The 17,998-nt window shown below is 67.3% G+C and carries 18 protein-coding genes; 5 read left to right on the forward strand and 13 right to left on the reverse strand.

From position 1 onward, the window contains the following. Positions 1-122 precede the first annotated feature (122 nt). The 4 genes from D6850_RS07110 to D6850_RS07125 form a co-directional block, all read right to left on the reverse strand. A complete protein-coding gene (locus D6850_RS07110) occupies positions 123-902 on the reverse strand; it encodes an ABC transporter ATP-binding protein (protein WP_121165328.1) in 780 nt (259 codons plus the stop codon). Beyond that, complete coding sequence (locus D6850_RS07115) at positions 899-1,321, reverse strand: VOC family protein (protein WP_121165330.1); 423 nt, start codon at positions 1,319-1,321, stop codon at positions 899-901. The genes D6850_RS07110 and D6850_RS07115 overlap by 4 nt, the downstream gene beginning before the upstream one ends. 5 nt (positions 1,322-1,326) lie before the next feature. Next, positions 1,327-2,790, reverse strand: a complete 1,464-nt coding sequence (hydA, locus tag D6850_RS07120; RefSeq protein ID WP_121165332.1) for a dihydropyrimidinase — start codon at positions 2,788-2,790, stop codon at positions 1,327-1,329. A gap of 80 nt (positions 2,791-2,870) precedes the next feature. After that, positions 2,871-4,127, reverse strand: coding sequence for a Zn-dependent hydrolase (locus D6850_RS07125; protein ID WP_121165334.1), 1,257 nt, complete (start codon positions 4,125-4,127; stop codon positions 2,871-2,873). Positions 4,128-4,300: 173 nt separating this feature from the next. Here D6850_RS07125 and D6850_RS07130 point away from each other — a divergent pair, with 173 nt between their 5' ends. Together D6850_RS07130 and D6850_RS07135 are read left to right on the forward strand one after the other, a co-directional pair. Further along, complete coding sequence (locus D6850_RS07130; protein ID WP_121165336.1) at positions 4,301-4,921, forward strand: TetR family transcriptional regulator C-terminal domain-containing protein; 621 nt, start codon at positions 4,301-4,303, stop codon at positions 4,919-4,921. Between the two features lie 41 nt (positions 4,922-4,962). Further along, positions 4,963-5,184 (forward strand): N-(5'-phosphoribosyl)anthranilate isomerase, encoded by a 222-nt coding sequence (locus D6850_RS07135; RefSeq protein WP_245964125.1) that lies wholly within the window; start codon positions 4,963-4,965, stop codon positions 5,182-5,184. Between the two features lie 51 nt (positions 5,185-5,235). On the opposite strand, the gene preA is transcribed toward D6850_RS07135, so the two are convergent. Both preA and D6850_RS07145 read right to left on the reverse strand, forming a co-directional pair. Continuing rightward, positions 5,236-6,540 carry an NAD-dependent dihydropyrimidine dehydrogenase subunit PreA gene (gene preA, locus D6850_RS07140; protein ID WP_121165340.1) on the reverse strand — a complete coding sequence of 435 codons (1,305 nt, stop codon included), beginning with the start codon at positions 6,538-6,540 and terminating at the stop codon, positions 5,236-5,238. Positions 6,541-6,573: 33 nt separating this feature from the next. Further along, positions 6,574-7,902 (reverse strand): NAD(P)-dependent oxidoreductase, encoded by a 1,329-nt coding sequence (locus D6850_RS07145; protein ID WP_121166820.1) that lies wholly within the window; start codon positions 7,900-7,902, stop codon positions 6,574-6,576. Between the two features lie 234 nt (positions 7,903-8,136). Between D6850_RS07145 and D6850_RS07150 the strand changes: the two genes are divergently transcribed. After that, positions 8,137-8,634, forward strand: a complete 498-nt coding sequence (locus tag D6850_RS07150; protein ID WP_147438873.1) for a translation initiation factor 2 — start codon at positions 8,137-8,139, stop codon at positions 8,632-8,634. 66 nt (positions 8,635-8,700) lie between these two features. Then, complete coding sequence (locus tag D6850_RS07155; RefSeq protein WP_121165344.1) at positions 8,701-9,093, forward strand: hypothetical protein; 393 nt, start codon at positions 8,701-8,703, stop codon at positions 9,091-9,093. Positions 9,094-9,120: 27 nt separating this feature from the next. On the opposite strand, the gene D6850_RS07160 is transcribed toward D6850_RS07155, so the two are convergent. From D6850_RS07160 to D6850_RS07180, 5 genes are all read right to left on the reverse strand, one after another. After that, the gene (locus D6850_RS07160; protein WP_121165346.1) at positions 9,121-9,573 is read right to left on the reverse strand and encodes a GNAT family N-acetyltransferase; all 453 of its coding nucleotides are present in this window, start codon (positions 9,571-9,573) and stop codon (positions 9,121-9,123) included. Between the two features lie 28 nt (positions 9,574-9,601). Beyond that, entirely contained in the window at positions 9,602-10,075 is a 474-nt protein-coding gene (locus D6850_RS07165) for a hypothetical protein (RefSeq protein WP_121165348.1), read from the reverse strand. A gap of 3 nt (positions 10,076-10,078) precedes the next feature. Beyond that, positions 10,079-10,753, reverse strand: a complete 675-nt coding sequence (locus D6850_RS07170) for a CbtA family protein (protein WP_121165350.1) — start codon at positions 10,751-10,753, stop codon at positions 10,079-10,081. A gap of 4 nt (positions 10,754-10,757) precedes the next feature. Then, positions 10,758-10,922, reverse strand: coding sequence for a CbtB domain-containing protein (locus D6850_RS07175; protein WP_121165352.1), 165 nt, complete (start codon positions 10,920-10,922; stop codon positions 10,758-10,760). 68 nt (positions 10,923-10,990) lie between these two features. After that, positions 10,991-12,250 carry a D-amino acid dehydrogenase gene (locus D6850_RS07180; RefSeq protein WP_121165354.1) on the reverse strand — a complete coding sequence of 420 codons (1,260 nt, stop codon included), beginning with the start codon at positions 12,248-12,250 and terminating at the stop codon, positions 10,991-10,993. Between the two features lie 252 nt (positions 12,251-12,502). Here D6850_RS07180 and smc point away from each other — a divergent pair, with 252 nt between their 5' ends. After that, positions 12,503-15,958: a chromosome segregation protein SMC gene (smc, locus tag D6850_RS07185; RefSeq protein ID WP_121165356.1), complete on the forward strand. Its 3,456-nt coding sequence runs from the start codon at positions 12,503-12,505 to the stop codon at positions 15,956-15,958. A 100-nt stretch (positions 15,959-16,058) separates the two neighbouring features. On the opposite strand, the gene D6850_RS07190 is transcribed toward smc, so the two are convergent. Continuing rightward, on the reverse strand, positions 16,059-16,481 hold the full coding sequence (locus D6850_RS07190) for a CHRD domain-containing protein (RefSeq protein WP_121165358.1): 423 nt from the start codon (positions 16,479-16,481) through the stop codon (positions 16,059-16,061). 139 nt (positions 16,482-16,620) lie between these two features. Further along, complete coding sequence (locus D6850_RS07195; RefSeq protein ID WP_121165360.1) at positions 16,621-17,796, reverse strand: lytic murein transglycosylase; 1,176 nt, start codon at positions 17,794-17,796, stop codon at positions 16,621-16,623. Between the last annotated feature and the right edge of the window lie 202 nt (positions 17,797-17,998).

A 17,998-nucleotide genomic window follows, 5' to 3' on the forward strand; every position in this document is an offset into this window, starting at 1 on the left:
TGCAAGCCCTCCGCCCCGTCAAACGGGCGGACGCATCCGCACCCCGCCCCGGGCCTGACCCGGGGACTCGTCGGGCCTGACAGGTCACGGGCCGGGGCAGGCCCGGCGCGAAGGGAGCTGCGTTACGCATCTTCCGACCCCGCGCGCAGGCCGTCGCGGACGCGGTGGGCCACCTCGATGAATTCCGGCGTGTCGCGGATGTCGAGGGGGCGCTCAACGGGCAGGGGGCTTTCGATCACGTCCGCGATCCTCCCCGGCCGGGGCGACATGACGACGATCCGGGTGCTGAGATAGACCGCTTCGGGGATCGAGTGGGTGACGAAGCAGATGGTCTTTTCCGTCCTGCCCCAGAGGTTCAGCAACTGCTCGTTCAGGTGGTCGCGCACGATCTCGTCGAGCGCGCCGAAGGGTTCGTCCATCAGCAGGATGTCCGCATCGAAGGCCAGCGCGCGCGCGATCGACGCGCGCTGCTGCATCCCGCCCGAGAGCTGCCAGGGAAATTTCTTCTCGAACCCGCCAAGTTCAACCAGGTCCAGCACGCGCTTCACGCGCTCGGCCTGGTCCGCCTTGTCATACCCCATGATCTCGAGCGGCAGGCGGATGTTGCCGCCGATGGTGCGCCACGGGTAGAGGCCCGCGGCCTGGAAAACGTAGCCATAGGCGCGGTTGCGCCGGGCTTCCTCGGCGCTCACGCCGTTGACGGTGATCGTGCCGCCCGTCGGATGTTCGAGATCGGCCATGCAGCGCAGAAAGGTCGTCTTGCCGCAGCCCGAGGGACCGATGAAGCTCACGAAATCGCCCTTGGCCACGTCGAGGCTCACGTCCTTGAGCGCATGAACCGGGCCGTCATTGGTCTGGAAGGTCAACGACAGATCGCGGGCAGAGATGACGGGGGCGCTCACGTCTCGAACCCCCAGAGGCTGGCCTCGGCGAACTCGACCGAGTTCTGCGCCGGGTCGCGGACATAGATCGAGCGGGTTCCGTTCGGCCATTCGAAATCGGCCTCGATCGGGATGCCGAGCGCGGTAAGGTGGTCGGCCCAGCCCTGCGTCTCTCCCGGCGCCACGCGAAAGCACATGTGACCGGGGCCCTGCGCGCCGTGCGGAGGCACGGGGAACTTGCCCCCCGCCGCCTCTTGCGTCGCGTCGGGATTGAATAGCAGCAGCATCGAGTCGGCGCACCGCATGAAGACGTGCCTTCCTTCGACGCGGACATGCTCGGCCAGGCCGATCACGTCGCGGTAGAACGCCGCCGCCGCGTCGAGATCGTCGACGTAAAGCGCGGTTTCCAGGATGCCGGGCAGCGACGGCGCCGTCGCCATGTCGCTCAAACCCCCGCCGGGATGTTCAGGGGATCGCGCTCGATCATCTTCGGCGCGGTCAGCGCCTTCCACTTTGACAGTGCCTGGTGCGCCGACGGGAAGGCCGGGCGCGGGACGAAGCGGCCGCGCCCCGGCTGGGGTTGCGAGTTCTGGCCCCAGGCCCAGATGACCTCGCCGCGCGAGAGGGTGTAGCGCGCGTTGGCGGTGACTTCGAAACCCTCGAACACGTTGTAATCAAGGATCGAATGGTGGTTCGAGGCCGAAATCGTCTTGGAGATCTTCGGATCCCAGACCACGATATCGGCATCCGCACCTTCGACGATGGCGCCCTTTTTCGGATAAATATTCAATATCTTGGCCACGTTGGTCGAGGTCACGGCGACGAATTCGCTGGGTGTGAGCCGCCCGGTTTCCACGCCATGCGTCCAGAGCACCGGCATCCGCTCCTCGAGCCCGTTGGACCCGTTCGGGATGATGCGGAAATCGTCGCGGCCGCGGCGCTTCTGCTCGGAGGAGAACGCCGCGTGGTCGGTGGCCACCACCTGCAACGATCCGGCCTGAAGCCCGGCCCAGAGTCCGTCCTGGTGTTCCTTCGAGCGGAACGGCGGGGACATGACGCGCTGCGCGGCATAGTCCCAGTCGGTGTTGAAATAGACCGATTCATCCAGCGTCAGGAACTGCGCCAGCGGCTCTCCATAGACGCGCATTCCCTTCTGGCGCGCGCGGCGGATCGCCTCGTGGGTCTGCTCGCAACTGACATGCACGATATAGAGCGGCACGCCGGCGGCGTCCGCGATCATGATGGCGCGGTTGGCCGCTTCGCCCTCGACCTCGGGCGGGCGCGAATAGGCATGGCCTTCGGGGCCGGTGATGCCCTTTTCGATCATCTGTTCCTGAAGGTCGGCCACGATGTCGCCGTTCTCGGCATGCACCATCGGCAGCGCGCCCAGCTCGGCGCAGCGTTTGAACGAGGCGAACATCTCGTCATCCTCGATCATCAGCGCGCCCTTGTAGGCCATGAAATGCTTGAAGGAATTGACGCCCATGTCGACGGCGTCCTTCATTTCATTGAAGATACTCTCGTTCCAGCCGGTGATCGCCATGTGATAGCCGATATCGGTGCAGATCTGGGGCGCGGACTTGCGGTGCCATTCGTTGATGGCGTTCTTGATGCTGCCATCCTCGCCCGGCAGGCAGAAATCCACCAGCATCGTGGTGCCGCCGCAGGCCGCGGCCCAGGTGCCGGTCTCGAAGGTTTCGGCGGCGGTGGTGCCCATGAAGGGCATTTCCATATGCGTGTGCGGGTCGATCCCGCCGGGAATGACATAGGCGCCCTCCGCGTCGATCACCTCGTCCCCCTTGAGGTCTTCGCCGATGCGCTTGATCTTTTCGTCCTCGATCAGGACGTCCGCCTTCCACGCGCGGTCCGCGGTGCAGACGGTGCCGTTCTTGATGACTTTGGTGGTCATTAGGTTTCTCCCTGTATCTGTCCCGACCGGCTCATCTTCTTGCCGGAAATATCCCGGGGGTTTGGGGGCTGGCCCCCGAGTTACCCCTCGATCCCCGCCGTCTCGACCACCGCGTGCATCAGCACCTCGGCGCCGGCCGTGGCCCATTCCTTCGATATCTCCTCGGCCTCGTTGTGGCTCAGCCCGTCGACGCAGGGGCACATCACCATCGCGGTCGGCGCGACGCGGTTGATCCAGCAGGCGTCGTGGCCGGCGCCCGAGACGAGGTTGCGATGCGAGTACCCCAGCCGTTCGGCCGCGTTGCGCACGGCGGTGACGCAGCCCTCGTCGAACTCGACCGGGTCGAAGCCGCCGGCGACCTCGAATTCGACGCCAAGGTCCATGTCGTCGCAAATCTCCTGCGCGGCGGCTTTCATGCGGGCGACCATGTCCTCGATCACCGCCTTGTCGGGCGAGCGGAAATCGACGGTGAAGACCGCCTTGCCGGGGATCACGTTGCGCGAGTTGGGGTAGATGTCGATATGGCCCGCCGCCCCCACCGCGTCGGGGGCGTGGGACAGCGCGATCTCCTCGACCTTTTCCAGAACGCGCGCCATGCCGAGCCCCGCGTTCCGGCGCATGGGCATCGGTGTCGACCCCGTATGGCTGTCCTTGCCGGTGATGGTCACCTGCGTCCAGCTGAGGCCCTGGCCATGCGTGACCACGCCGATATCCTTGCCCTCGGCCTCCAGTATCGGGCCCTGTTCGATATGCAGCTCAAAGAAGGCGTGCATCTTGCGCGCGCCCACCGGCTCATCCCCTTTCCAGCCGATGCGCTCGAGCTCGTCGCCGAAGTTCTTGCCTTCGGCATCCTCGCGGGCCTTGGCCCAGTCCTCCTCGTGGACGCCGGCGAAGACGCCGGAGGCCAGCATCGCGGGCGCAAAGCGCGTGCCTTCCTCGTTGGTCCAGTTGGTGACGACGATCGGGTGCTTCGTGCGGATGTCGAGATCATTGAGCGTGCGCACCAGTTCCAGCCCGGCCAGCACGCCGAGCACGCCGTCATACTTGCCGCCCGTGGGCTGCGTGTCGAGATGAGAGCCGACATAGACCGGCAGCGCGTCGGGGTCGGCGCCTTCGCGGCGGGCGAACATGTTGCCCATCGTGTCGAGCCCCATCGCGAGGCCCGCGTCCTCGCACCATTTCCGGAACAGGGCGCGCCCCTCGGCGTCCTCGTCCGTGAGGGTTTGACGGTTGTTGCCGCCGGCCACGCCGGGCCCGATCTTCGCCATCTCCATCAGGCTTTCCCAGAGACGGTCGCCGTCGATCTTGAGGTTTTCTCCGGGGGCGGATGCAGACATGATCGTTTCCTTCCTGTGCGGTTCGTCAGCCGGGCGGCCGGCTTTTGACCATTTGGTCAAGATACGATTGCGCTCCGGCCCTCACCTGTCAAGTTTAGTCTTGGGGATATGGGCGCGACTGTCTAGGCTTCTCTCGCGGGCAATGGCGCAGGACGCGATCGGGGAGGGCGAAGATGGAGCATGCGGCGCAGGACGAGAGCCGGTTCAGCCGCATCCAGCTGCGCAATCGCGCCCTGATTCTCGACGCCGCGCTCGAGGTGTTCTCGGCGCATGGGTTCCGGGGGGCGACGCTTGACCAGATCGCGGCGGCCTCGGGGCTGAGCAAGCCCAACATCCTCTACTATTTCGACGGCAAGGAGGATATTCACGTCACCCTGCTCGGGCAGTTGATGGATCGCTGGCTCGCGCCCCTGCGCGAGGTGGACCCCGCGGGCGAGCCGCTCGAGGAGTTGCTGCACTACGTGCATCGCAAGCTCGAGATGAGCCGGGACTACCCGCGCGAGAGCCGGCTTTTCGCGAATGAAATCCTGCAAGGGGCGCCGCGAATCGGGCCGCATCTCGAAAGCGATCTGCGCCCGCTGGTGGATTGGGCGGCCGGGCTGATCCAGGGCTGGGTGGACGCCGGAAGGCTCGCGCCGGTCGATCCGATGCACCTGATCTTCTCGATATGGGCTACGACGCAACATTACGCGGATTTCGAAGCGCAGATCGGCGTGCTGACGGGCGCCGACGGCGTGCCGGAGGGGGCGGACGCGCATCTCGAGGCGCTCTTCCGGCGGCTGCTCACGCCTTAGAAGGGTGTTAACCGTGTGCTGCCTAAACTGACGCCATGCAGATGACCCGTATCACCGACCCCGAATGCTGGCTCGATCAGATGTTCGCCGCGAAGGCTGCGCAAACCGGTGGAGTTCTGCGCAGATCGCGTGCGTGGATTGATCGAGAGGTTGGGTTTGATCGTTTCGAACTCGAGGTGCGGCGGCGTGGGTTTCACATGATCGAAAGCGCGGATCAGATCCTCGTGGTGTGCCACAACGATCCGATCCGGATCCTTTTCTGAGAAAATTCGCGAATTTTCTGTCTACAGATTTTTCGCGAAAAATCTCCGCTTTCACTCCGCGGCGCAGGCGCCTGGGTTGTTCGGATGCGTGGTCCAGTTGGCGTATTCCTTCTCGACCACCTTGCCGGTGCGGGGATCGACCGCGCCAGGGGCCATTTGCTCCATCGTGATGCAGCCCTCGACCGGGCAGACATTGACGCAGAGGTTGCAGGCGACGCATTCCTCGTCGATCACCTCGAACACGCGGTCCTCGGACATGGAAATCGCCTGGTGCGACGTGTCCTCGCAGGCGGCATAGCAGCGCCCGCACTTGATGCAGGCGTCCTGGTCGATCACCGCCTTGGTGACGTAGTTGAGGTTGAGATCCTGCCAGTTCACCGTGTTGGGCACCGCGCGCCCGACGATCTGCCCGGTGTCGGTCAGCCCCTTCTCATCCATCCATTGCGACAGGCCCGAGATCATCTCCTGCACGATCTTGAAGCCATAGGTCATCGCCGCCGTGCAGACCTGCACGTTGCCGGCGCCAAGCGCCATGAACTCCGCCGCGTCGCGCCAGGTGGTGACGCCGCCGATGCCGCTGATGGGCAGATCCGCCGTCGCCGGATCGCGCGCGATTTCCGCGACCATGTTGAGCGCGATGGGTTTGACCGCCGGCCCGCAATAGCCGCCATGCGCGCCCTGTCCGTCAATCGTCGGCTCAGGCGCGAAGAGGTCGAGATCGACCGAAGTGATCGAGTTGATCGTGTTGATGAGGCTCACCGCGTCCGCGCCGCCGTCCTTCGCCGCTTGCGCCGGCTTGCGGATGTCGGTGATGTTCGGCGTGAGCTTCACGATCACCGGCAGGTCGCTGTGTTTCTTGCACCAATGCGCGATCTGGCCGATGTATTCCGGCACCTGGCCCACGGCAGAGCCCATGCCGCGCTCGCTCATCCCGTGGGGGCAGCCGAAGTTGAGCTCCACCCCGTCGCAGCCGGTGTCCTCGACCCGGTGCAGGATATCGCGCCACGCGTCCTCGTTCACCGGCACCATCAGCGAGGCGATCAGCGCGTGATCGGGATAATCCCTCTTCACCCGCGTCATCTCCTCGAGGTTCACCTCGAGCGGGCGGTCGGTAATGAGCTCGATGTTGTTGATCCCCAGCACCCGCCGGTCGGCGCCGTAGATCACGCCGTAGCGCGGGCCGTTCACGTTGACGACCGGCGGCCCGGCCTCGCCCAGCGTTTTCCAGACGACGCCGCCCCAGCCGGCGTCAAAGGCGCGGCGGACGTTGTATTCCTTGTCCGTGGGCGGCGCAGAGGCCAGCCAGAACGGGTTGGGGGACTTGATCCCGATGAAGTCGCTTGTGAGGTCAGCCATCTTTTCTCTCCCTGTCGTCTTGCGTATCGGGCCTCAGCCCGTCTTCGTCAGACTTTCATGAATGTCCTCGGCGGCATCGCGGCCCTGCGCCACCGCCGTCACGGTCAAATCCTCGCCATCGCCGGTGCAGTCCCCGCCGGCCCAGACCCCTTCGACCGAGGTGCGCCCGGCGCCGCTCACGGCGATCTTGCGACCGTCGAGCCGAGGCAGGTCGTCGCCGGTCAGCGTCTGCCCGATGGCGCGGAACACCTGGTCGGCGGGCAGGCGGAAGGTCTGGCCGGTGGGGGTCAGATCGTCATCGGTATATTCGAACTCGATCTCGCGCAGGGCGCCGTTGCCGTGGATCGCGACGGGGCTTGCGTTGGTGATGATGCGCACTCCGTGCGAGGCGGCGAGATCCTGTTCATAGACGCTCGCGTTCATCCGCTCGCGGCCACGGCGATAGACGAGGCTGACGTTGAGCGCGCCCAGCAGCTTCGCCTGCACCGCGGCGTCCACCGCCGTCATGCCGCCGCCGATCACCACCACCTCGCGCCCGATGGGGACATTCTCCAGATCGCCCGCCTGGCGCAGGTCCGCGATGAAATCGACCGCGTCGCGCAGCCCATCGCGGTTCTCGCCTTCAAGGCCGAGCGCGTTCACATCACCTAGCCCGATCCCGAGGAAGACCGCGTCGAACCCTTCGCGCAGCGCGTCGAGCGTCACATCCCGCCCCAGCGCCTTGCCGGTCTCGATCGTGATGCCGCCGATCCCGAGCAGCCAGTCGACCTCGCGCGCGGCGAAATCGTCCACCGTCTTGTAGCTGGCGATGCCGTATTCGTTAAGCCCGCCGGGCTTCTCCCGCGCATCGAACACGGTCACGTCATGCCCGTGCATCGCGAGCCGGTGCGCGCAGGCGAGCCCCGCCGGTCCGGCGCCGACGACGGCCACGCGCTTGCCGGTCTCGGGCGCGCGCGTGAACGGGTGGACGCCCTTCTCCATCAGCGTGTCGGTGGCGTAGCGTTGCAACTGACCGATTATGACCGGCTTGCCCTCGGCGGCCTCGCGCACGCAGGCCTCCTCGCACAGGGTTTCGACCGGGCAGACGCGGGCGCACATGCCGCCCATGATGTTCTGCGTGAAGATCGTGCGCGCCGCCGCCTCGGGCGTGCCGGTCGCGATCTGGCGGATGAAGAGCGGGATGTCGATATCCGTCGGGCAGGCGGTGACGCAGGGCGCGTCGTGGCAGAAATAGCAGCGGTCGGCGGCGACCAGCGCCTCGTGATCGTCAAGCTTAGGATGAAGATCCGAGAAGTTCTCGGCATAGTCCTGCGGCGCGAGCCGCCCGGCGGCGATTCCGGGGGTAAGGGCATTTCGTGACACGTCTGTGGCCTCCGGCTGCAATAATATGTCGCAACGACTATCTCACAGAAAACGATAATCTCAAAATTATTTTATCAAATGGTCAAAAAATGACTTCGCGCCGATGGCGTCGGGCGCGTCTTTACCCGTTCGAAACGTCCCTCTGCCATTCAGTCCATGCCCGGTCACGCGATTCCCCTCTGGCTGCGTCCGACCGGCTCGCAACGCGCGGCCTCATTGAAGTGAGAGTAAAGAATGCCACGTTTTTCCCTACCGGTCGCGATGACCGCCCTCGCCCTCGCGACAAGCGCCTGCGCCACCGTCACGCGCGGCAATTCCGAGGATGTGACCTTTACCTCCGCGCCGCCCGGCGCGAAGCTCGAGACATCGATCGGGCTGACCTGCACCACGCCATGCACTCTGGATATCAAGCGTAAACAAGCCTTTACCGCTGTCTTCAGGCACGGCCGGGACAGCCGGACCATCCGCGTTCACAGCCGGGTCGCCGGCGCGGGGATCGCCACGGGTGCGGGCAACGTTATCATCGGCGGGCTGATCGGGGTCGCCGTCGACGCTTCGACCGGCGCCACGCTCGATCATTTGCCGAACCCGGTGCATGCCGACTTCTCGAGACCGCAATCCCAGGCCCAGGCCGCTGCCGAGGCCAACGCCAGGGCGATCACCAAGGCCAGTGCGAAGGAACATGCCGAAACACGCAAGGCGGCCAAGCCGGGGCGCTCGCCCAATAGCTGACGCCGCGACCTCTGCGCGCTGCCGGGGGAAGGGATTTGTTAACTCTCGGCGCGCAAGCTGCTCCGCATGATCCGGGTTGTTCTCCTGATTCTCGTCATGGTTCTTGCGGGCTGCGATGCGCCGTCGCCTGAATTTCGCGGAATCGCGCCCCATCGCGTCGAGATCGGGCTGAGCCGGTTCGACGTCCGGGTCAGCGGCGCGCGGGCGGAAGCAATCCGCGTCAATGGTGAATGGGCGCCGCGCCTCGCGGCGACCGCTCCGGGCGGCGTTGCGGCGATCGAGCGCGTGTCGCGCTGCAAGGTGCGGCGCCTGCGCGGCGACCAGGCGATGATGACGGCCGATCTGGATTGCGGCGGCGCGCCGCGCCCGCTGCCGCCGGAGCGGCCGAAATACCTCGATTGCGGGTCAGTGGACCTCGATGAGGGCTCTGCCGAGTTCATCTGCGATCCGGTTTATTGAGTATTCTCGGAACATTGAAAGACACTTTCACTCGAGCGGCTTTTGCATGAAATAGGATGTTTCGTTGGGTGCATATTCGCCGAAACGGTCGCAACTGGTAAAGCCGTGGCGCTCGTAGAGGCGGATTGCCTCGGGCAGTTCCCGCGCGGTTTCGAGCTTGAGCACCGCCAAGCCATTGTCGCGCGCATGATCTTCGAGCGCGCGGAGCAGCGCCGCGCCGACGCCCCTCCCGCGCGCGGCGGGGCTGGTGAACATCGACTTGATCTCGCCATAGGCGCCCTTGTCGACCAGCGCTGCGGCGCCGAGGATCTCGGCGCCGATCCGGGCGATGATGAAATGCACCTCGGGGGCGCAGAGCGCGTCGAGTCCCAGGAAGTAATTGTCCTCGGGCGGAAACAACGAGACCATCAGCGCATGGCTCTGTTCGAGCAAAGCGCGGGGACCGTCATCGAGCGGGTGGGCGGGTTCCACGATCAGCATGGCGCGGTCCTGTTGAGCGGCGGCGGCGTCATGGGATCGTGATCCTCGTCTCGGCCATGATCGGCGCGCCGTCCACCGCCAGTAGCCGGTGATCGTTGGCGTTCAGCGTAACGCGGATGTCATGCGTGCCTCTCGCCAGCGCGTCGAGGTGGACGTAAGGAGCATAGACGCGCGGCTGCTTGACCCCGTTCACGTAGACATGGGCGTGTCCCTCCCCGGGGACATGCGGGCCGTTCACACGTTCGGGCGCAAAGGTGAAATCCGTCGTCACGAGATGCAGGTTCCGGCTCTGCGCGCCATCGGGCAGCACGTGCAGCGTCAGCGTCGGCGCAGGCGTTCCGGCCTCGACCAGCGCGCCGTGGCCCATGTGGTCGCCGCCGCCGTGGTCATGCGCGCCGTGGTCGTGCCCGGCGCGGTCGGCCCCGGGCGACGCCCCCAGCAGAAAACCGAAACCAGCGCCGAAGAAGAGGCCGATCAGCAGGAAGACGAACCGCTTGGGCATCCGTCAGCCTCCTGCCGTTTCGCGCTGCCAGAACCACGCGCAGAGCAACCCCAGCACCGCCCAGGCCGCCATCCCGACGCCGAGCGCGCGGGCGGCGAAGAGCGCGGCGATTTCAGGCGGGACGGGGCCGGTCAGGCTGTCGGGCTGCGGCGCGCCGACAAGGTGTGGCGCGACGATCAGCGCCACAGCCAGCGCCCAGAACAGCGGCTTGCGGGAAAAGGCGATCAGCGCCAGCGCGGCTCCCGCCGCGGCAACCGTTCCCCACCACCAGACCTGGCGCGCGGCCAGGTCGGCGGCGGCGACTCCCGGCACTTCGGGCGGCAACGAGAACGCCGGCGCGAGCTGCGAGGCGGCGAACCCCGCGACGCCCCAGACGATCCCGGCGCGCGGCGTGATGGCGACGCGGTTCTCGGCCGCCACGCTCATCCCCGCGACGAGAATCAGCGCATGGCCGACATAGGTGAGCGCCATGAACAGGACCGACAGCGCGTCGCGCTTCAGCTCGATCCCGCCGGCGCCGGGCGGCGCGCCCGCCGCGCCGAAATGCGTGAGCGCGCCCGATTCATAGAGTTCGGCATGAAGCAGAACCGGCTGCACGAACAGCAACTGAAGTGCTGCGGCGACCAACCCGGCGCAGAACCCGGCCAGAAGCGCGCTGCTCAGGATACGCGTGAACATGCCCTCAATGACAGGGAAAGCCGTTGGCGTGGCGCGCGTCATGGGCCGCGTCATGCAGCGCAGTCGCCTGGACATGCCCGGCGACGGTGATGACGCCAAGCCCGAGGCCAAACGCCATGAGCGCGGGCAGGAGGGTGGATTTCGCGGTCGATCGGGCAAGCGCGGTCATGTCGTCATCTCCCTTGCATATGCCGATATGACCCCTGCGCGGCGCGCGGGTCAACACTGCGCGCAGGATCAGCGCGCATAGCGTTCCGCCGTCAGCCCGTCGAACGAGATGTCGGGCGTCCTGCCCAGCACCACGTCGGCCACCGCGCGGCCCGACCCGGCGGCCATCGTCCAGCCCAGCGTGCCGTGTCCGGTGTTGAGAAACAGGTTGTCATAGCGCGACGGCCCCAGCACCGGCGTGCCGTCCGGCGTCATCGGGCGCAGCCCGGTCCAGCCTTCGGCGCGCGACAGATCGCCGCCGCGCGGAAAGAGGTCGCCGATCACGTGTTTCACGGTATCGGTCGCATGGGGCCCCAGCCGGTCTGAATAGCCCGCGATCTCGGCGGTGCCGGCCACGCGGATGCGATCCCCGAGGCGCGTGATCGCGACCTTGTGGGTTTCGTCCATCAGCGTCGACTGCGGCGCGTGCGCGTCGTCGGTGACCGGAAGCGTGACGGAGTAGCCCTTGACCGGGTAGACCGGCAGGCGGATCCCGATGGGGTTCAGCACCCGCACCGCGTAGCTGCCCATCGCGCAGACATATGCGTCGCCGGTGATGCGCCCGGCGATCTCGGTATCCACGCCCACGACGCGGTCCCCCTCGATCGCGATCGAACGGATCGGCTGGCCATAGAGGAACTGCACCCCCATCTCGACGCATTTCTCGGTCAGGCCGATCGTGAACATCCGGCAATCGCCGGTGCCGTCCGCCTTGAGCCTGAGCCCGCCGACGAATTTCTCGCGCACCTGCGCAAGCCCCGGCTCCACGCGGATGCAGCCGTCGCGGTCCAGCACCTCGTAGGGGGAGTCGTATTCGTCGAGGATTTCCTGGTCGGCCTTCGACGCCTTGACCTGCTTTTCGGTGCGGAAAAGCTGGAGCGTGCCCTCGCGCTTGCCGTCATACGCGATCCCGGTCTCGGCCACGAGGTCCGGCATCACGTCGCGCGAATAGCTCGAGACGCGCACCATCCGGCCCTTGTTCACGCGGTAGCTTTCCTCGTTGCAGTTGCGCAGCATCTGCGCGCACCATTTCCACATGGTCGGACTGATGAGCGGCCAGATGAACAGCGGACGACGCTTCATGAAGAGCCACTTCACCGCCTTCCACGGGATGCCCGGCGCCGCCCAGGGCGAGGACATGCCGTAGCTCAGTTGCCCCGCGTTGGCGTAGCTCGTCTCGCGCCCCGGTCCGTCCTGCCGGTCGAGCACGACGACCTCCGCCCCCTGTTTCGCCAGGTAGTAGGCGGTGGTGACACCGATCACGCCCGCGCCCATCACGATGATCTTCATCTCTTGCCGTCTCCGCATGCGAGGTTTCGCACAGCATGGTGCGATCGCCGGCGGACTACAAGCGGCGGCGGGCCGGGCTGCTTCTCGCGCGCGTGACGCTGGCTGAAACATGGGGCCGGGCGCCCTTGTCCTGCGCAATATCTTGTGGATAAATGCCTGATCGCTTCCATATCGTGGGGTTTTGCGTTGACACCCGCCCCCGCGCCTTTGCACATTGGGTGCCACGCAGAGGAATCACCACGGGCAGGCATCGTGCGCTTTTCCAAACTCAGGCTGACGGGGTTCAAGAGCTTCGTCGATCCGACCGACCTTCTCATCGCCGAGGGGCGCACCGGCGTGGTCGGGCCGAACGGCTGCGGCAAGTCGAACCTGCTCGAGGCGCTGCGCTGGGTGATGGGCGAAAACCGTCCCACGGCCATGCGCGGCGGCGGGATGGAGGACGTGATCTTTGCCGGCGCCGCGTCGCGCCCGGCGCGCAACTTCGCCGAGGTGACGCTCCAGATCGACAATTCCGACCGCCTCGCGCCCGCCGGGTTCAACGATTCCGACCAGATCGAGATCACCCGCCGCATCACCCGCGACATCGGCAGCGCCTATAACGCCAACGGCAAGGACGTGCGCGCGCGGGATGTGCAGATGCTCTTTGCCGACGCCTCGACCGGCGCGCATTCACCCGCGCTCGTGCGGCAGGGGCAGATCTCGGAACTGATCAACGCCAAGCCCAAGGCGCGCCGGCGCATCCTCGAGGAGGCGGCGGGGATTTCCGGCCTCTACCAGCGCCGGCACGAGGCCGAGCTGAAGCTGAAGGGGGCCGAGACCAACCTCACCCGCGTCGATGACGTGATCGAGCAGTTGGCCGCGCAGCTTGCGCAACTGGCGCGGCAGGCGCGGCATGCGGCGCGCTATCGCGCCATCGGCGAGGAACTGCGCCAGGCCGAGGGGCTGCTGCTCTACCGTCGCTGGAAGGAGGCGGACGAGGCGCTCGCCCGCGCGCAGGAGGAGTTGCGCGAGCGCACCACCGCCGCCGCCCGCGCCGAATCCGCGGCGCGCGAGGCCGCCAAGGCCCATGCGCAGGCGGACGAGGCCCTGCCGGCGCTGCGCGAGGAAGAGGCGATCGCGGGCGCGATCCTGCAACGGCTCCAGGTGCAGCGCGACACGCTCGACGACCAGGAGGCGGCGGCGCGCGCGCGGATCGAGACGCTGCAATCGCGCATCGGGCAGCTTGCGCATGACATCGAGCGCGAGGCCGGGCTGAACCGCGACGCGGGCGAGACGATCGAGCGGCTGGAATGGGAGGCGGGCGAACTCGCCAAGGCGGGCGAAGGGCACGAGGACCGTCTCGCCACCGCCGCCGCCGAGGCGCATGACGCGGCCGCCGTGTTGCAGGAGCGCGAGGGCGATCTCGGCACGCTGACCGAGGACGTCGCGCGCCTTGCCGCGCGGCACCAGTCGGCGCAGCGGCTGGTGGCCGACAGCCGCACGCTGCTCGGCCGGAGCGAGGCGGAGGCCGAGCGCGCCCGCGCCAGCGCCGCCGCCGCGCGCGACGCGCTCGAGCGCGCGGGACAGGACCACGCCGGGGCCGAGAAGGCCGAGGCCGAGGCGACGAAGGCCGCCGAGGCCGCCGAGGCCGCGCTGATCGCCGCCGACGAGGCCCGCGCCGAGAGCCAGGCGCGCGAGGCCGAAGCCCGCGCCGAACGTTCCGAAGCCGAGGGCGAGGTCAACGCGCTCAGCGCCGAGGTCTCGGCACTCGCCCGGCTGGTGGACCGCGACACCGGCGACGGCGGACAGATCCTCGACCGGCTCCAGGTGGAACCGGGCTTTGAAAAGGCGCTGGGCGCGGCGTTGTCGGACGATCTGCGCGCGCCCGAGGTCGGGGGCGACGGTCCTTCCGGCTGGGCGACGCTCGCGCCCTACGAGGCCGAGCAGGCGCTCCCCGGCGGGATCACCCCGTTCACCCGGCATGTGACGGCGCCCGGCGTGCTCGCCCGCCGGATGAGCCAGATCGGCCTGATCGAGCAGGAGGACGGCCCCGACCTGCAACCCCTGCTGCTGCCCGGCCAGCGCCTCGTGAGCCTTCAGGGCGATCTCTGGCGCTGGGACGGGTTCCGCGCCTGGGCCGAGGACGCCCCGACCGCCGCGGCGCTACGGCTGGAACAGCTCAACCGGCTGGAAGAGCTGAAGCAACTGCTCGAACACGCCACCGCCCGCGCGGACGGGGCGCGCGCCGCGCATGAGGCGCTGACCGCGCAACTGGCCGCGGATGTGCAGGCCGACAAGGACGCACGCGGCGCGCGGCGCGCGGCCGACGTCGCCGTGAACGAGGCCGCCCGCGCCCTGTCGCGCGCCGAGGCTGACCGCAACCTCGCCGCCTCCAAGCTCGAATCCCTTGGCCTTGCCGTCACCCGCCACGATGAAGAGGCCATGGCGGCGCGCGCGCAATTGAAGGAGGCCGAGGAGACGCTGGCCGGTCTCGGGGACCTGGACGCGATGCGCGCCCGCGTCGATGACATCAAGATGACGGTCGAGGCCGCGCGCATCACCATGATGTCGCGCCGTTCGGCCCATGACGAACTGCGCCGCGAGGGCGAGGCGCGCACCCGGCGCGCGCAGGAGGTCACGAAGGAGATCAGCGGCTGGCGGCACCGGCTCGAAACGGCCGAGAAGCGCGGCGGGGAACTCGCCGAGCGCAAGGTGGCCGCCGAGACCGATCTGGCCGAGGCCGTCGCCGTGCCCGACCGCATCGAAGAGAGCCGCGCCGAGCTTGCCGGCAAGATCACGCAGGCCGAGACCCGCGTCGCCGCCGCGCGCGACGCGCTGTCGGCGGGCGAGGGGGCCGCGCGCAACGCCGCCGTGGCCGAGCGCGAGGCAGAGCGCGCCGCCTCGGACGCGCGCGAGGCCCGCGCACGCGCCGAGGCCCGCACCGACGCTGCGCGCGAGGCGCGCGAGGCCGCCGCGGCGCGCATCGGCGAGGAAACAGAAACCACGCCCGAGGCGCTGCTGGAGACGCTCGACGCGGACCCCGCGCAGATGCCCGCCTCCGAGAAGATCGAGGCCGACGTGAACCGCCTGAAACGCCAGCGCGACGCGCTCGGCGCGGTCAACCTGCGCGCCGAGGAGGATGCGAAGGAGGTCGAAGAGGAACACGCCGCGCTGGCCGCCGAAAAGACCGATCTCGAAGAGGCGATCAAGGCCCTGCGCCACGGCATCGCCAGCCTCAACCGCGAGGGGCGCGAGCGTCTGCTGACGGCGTTCGAGCAGGTCAACAGCAACTTCGCCCTGCTCTTCGGCCATCTTTTCGGCGGGGGCGAGGCGAACCTCGTGCTGGTCGAGAGCGACGATCCGCTCGAGGCGGGGCTCGAGATCATGTGCCAGCCGCCGGGCAAGAAGCTGAGCGTTCTCAGCCTGCTGTCGGGGGGCGAACAGACGCTGACCGCGCTGGCGCTGATATTTGCGGTGTTCCTCGCCAATCCGGCGCCGATCTGCGTGCTCGACGAGGTCGACGCGCCGCTCGACGACGCCAACGTGGCGCGGTTCTGCGACATGCTCGACGAGATGTGCCGCCGCACCGACACGCGCTTTCTCATCATCACTCACAACGCGGTGACGATGTCGCGCATGGACCGCCTGTTCGGCGTCACCATGGCCGAGCAGGGGGTGAGCCAGCTCGTCTCGGTCGATCTTCAGAAGGCCGAGGCGATGGTCGCCTGAGCGACCGACGCCTGTTGTTGAACGAAATCCGGCTACCGGCTGGCGCCGGTAGCCGGTAGACCCCGCCCGCAGGCAGGAGCCAAAGATCGTCCCCGATCGGTTATTGCGCGGGTGCGAGTTGCCCGCGGACTTCGCCCTTCGGGAACTTCTCAGTGTGGACGTTCACGTAGTACTTGCCGTCCTTCAGGGCGTCGATCTGGTCCTGCGTGATCTCGGCCTCGCCTTCCATGATCGCCTCGGACATGTCGATGACGGGTGCGGCGTTTTCATCCGCGCCGGCGGGGCCGTGGATATGCGCCGCCGTGGCGTCGTCGCTCAGGTCCTGCACGTCCACCGTCCAGGACACGGTCATCGCGTCGGTGTCGACGGCCACATCGGCCGTGCCGGTGGCCGCGCTGTCATTGGCGGGCACTTCGTTCTGGCCCGACAGATCGGCGGTGAAGTTCATCTGTTCCGCATAGGCCGGCAGCGCCAGCATGGCGCATGCGGCAATCGTGGCGGTGGTGTGTGTGATACCGAACATCTGGATAGTTCCTTTCATGTTTCGATCTATGGGGTGAACGAAACGCGGCGGCGCGTGTTCCGGTGCGGAACAAGTCGCCACCGGGCCACGGCGGAAATCCGCGCAATGGCCGCTTCAAGGAGCGCCGCGCGCCTCCCGGTTACAGCCGAGACAACAGCGCGCGCGTCGGCCAGGCGTCCGCCGGCAGGCCCAGTTTTTGCTGGATGTCCTGCACCGCCGCGCGCGTGCCCGCCCCGAGGATGCCGTCGATCTTGCCCACGTCATAGCCGCGCCGCGCCAGTTTCTGCTGGAGCTGCTTCATCTGGCTCCCTGACAGCCCGCGCTCGGGGGCGCCGCGGGTCATCGGCGGCGCGCCGTTCAGCCGGTTGGCGAAATAGGCGGCGGTCAGCACATAGGTAAAGCTCTGGTTCCACTCGAAGAAGACGCTGAAATTGGGATAGGCGATGAAGGCCGGCCCCTTGCGCCCCTGCGGCAGCAGGATGCTTGCCGGGAGGTTTCCCGCCAGCGTGCCGTGGCGCGACCGCACGCCGAGCGCGGCCCATTCGCTCGCGCGCTTGCGCGTGCGTAGCCCGGTCTGGGACCAGTCAAAATCGGCGGGAACCGCCACCTCCTGCAACCACGGCTCACCCTTGCGCCAACCAAGGCCGGCCAGCATCTTGCCTCCCGACATCAGCGCATCGGGGGCCGAGGTCTTGAGCGACACGTGCCCGTCGCCGTCGCCGTCGACCCCGTTCTCGATGATATCGCGCGGCAGCATCTGCACCATCCCGATCTCGCCCGCCCAGGCGCCGGTGGTGCGGGTCGGGCTGAAATCGCCCTTCTCGTAGAGCTCGAGCGCGGCGAAGACCTGCGGGCGGAAAAGCTGTGGCCGCCGGCAGTCGTGGCTGAGCGTGACAAGCGCGTTCAGCGTGTTGAAATCGCCCTGGAAGCCGCCAAAATCCGTCTCGAACGCCCAAAAGGCCAGCAGCACGCCCCGGTTCACGCCGTAGGTGCGCTCGATCCGGTCGAAAATGCGGTCATATTGCCGCGCCTTGGACCGCCCGGTATTGAGCCGGTTCGAACTGATGAGATGCTGGGCGAACTCGATGAACGGCTTTTGAAAGACGCCCTGCTTGCGGTCGGCGCGGATCACGCTCTGATCCTGGCGCACGGAGGCGAAGAACTGCGTGACCTTGGCCGGATCATGCCCCCGCGCCACCGCCTCGTTGGCGAGGTTCTGGACGAACCCGCCAAAGGATCCGCCGCATTCCGCGCGTGCGGCCGGCGGCGCGAGGATCAGGAGAAGGGCGGGGAACAGGGCGAAAAGCGGACGCATGGCAACCTCGTGACAATGGGTGTTTGCCAGCACACTAGTGGTTTTCGCACTGGAACTGTATCACTGATTTGCGCCCGCGCCGCGCAGCAATCCAAGGGCGGCTTTGCGCCCGGCTAACAAGCCGCGAGAAGCCTATCCGCCTCATTCACGGAAAATTGCTGGGATCCGTTAAGGGATTGTTAACCTATTGCGCACAGGAAGG

Source organism: Roseovarius spongiae (assembly GCF_003651245.1).
In the GTDB taxonomy this organism is placed as follows: Bacteria; Pseudomonadota; Alphaproteobacteria; order Rhodobacterales; family Rhodobacteraceae; genus Roseovarius; species Roseovarius spongiae.

What these genes read in the sequence shown, in the direction of transcription:
- D6850_RS07180 (WP_121165354.1), bottom strand. Translation starts at nt 12,250, where the DNA reads ATGAAGATCATCGTGATGGGCGCGGGCGTGATCGGTGTCACCACCGCC.
- D6850_RS07175 (WP_121165352.1), bottom strand. Translation starts at nt 10,922, where the DNA reads ATGACCGCGCTTGCCCGATCGACCGCGAAATCCACCCTCCTGCCCGCG.
- D6850_RS07130 (WP_121165336.1), top strand. Translation starts at nt 4,301, where the DNA reads ATGGAGCATGCGGCGCAGGACGAGAGCCGGTTCAGCCGCATCCAGCTG.
- D6850_RS07155 (WP_121165344.1), top strand. Translation starts at nt 8,701, where the DNA reads ATGATCCGGGTTGTTCTCCTGATTCTCGTCATGGTTCTTGCGGGCTGC.
- D6850_RS07125 (WP_121165334.1), bottom strand. Translation starts at nt 4,127, where the DNA reads ATGTCTGCATCCGCCCCCGGAGAAAACCTCAAGATCGACGGCGACCGT.
- D6850_RS07165 (WP_121165348.1), bottom strand. Translation starts at nt 10,075, where the DNA reads ATGCCCAAGCGGTTCGTCTTCCTGCTGATCGGCCTCTTCTTCGGCGCT.
- D6850_RS07115 (WP_121165330.1), bottom strand. Translation starts at nt 1,321, where the DNA reads ATGGCGACGGCGCCGTCGCTGCCCGGCATCCTGGAAACCGCGCTTTAC.
- D6850_RS07135 (WP_245964125.1), top strand. Translation starts at nt 4,963, where the DNA reads ATGACCCGTATCACCGACCCCGAATGCTGGCTCGATCAGATGTTCGCC.
- preA (WP_121165340.1), bottom strand. Translation starts at nt 6,540, where the DNA reads ATGGCTGACCTCACAAGCGACTTCATCGGGATCAAGTCCCCCAACCCG.
- D6850_RS07170 (WP_121165350.1), bottom strand. Translation starts at nt 10,753, where the DNA reads ATGTTCACGCGTATCCTGAGCAGCGCGCTTCTGGCCGGGTTCTGCGCC.
- D6850_RS07195 (WP_121165360.1), bottom strand. Translation starts at nt 17,796, where the DNA reads ATGCGTCCGCTTTTCGCCCTGTTCCCCGCCCTTCTCCTGATCCTCGCG.
- D6850_RS07190 (WP_121165358.1), bottom strand. Translation starts at nt 16,481, where the DNA reads ATGTTCGGTATCACACACACCACCGCCACGATTGCCGCATGCGCCATG.
- D6850_RS07160 (WP_121165346.1), bottom strand. Translation starts at nt 9,573, where the DNA reads ATGCTGATCGTGGAACCCGCCCACCCGCTCGATGACGGTCCCCGCGCT.
- D6850_RS07150 (WP_147438873.1), top strand. Translation starts at nt 8,137, where the DNA reads ATGCCACGTTTTTCCCTACCGGTCGCGATGACCGCCCTCGCCCTCGCG.
- hydA (WP_121165332.1), bottom strand. Translation starts at nt 2,790, where the DNA reads ATGACCACCAAAGTCATCAAGAACGGCACCGTCTGCACCGCGGACCGC.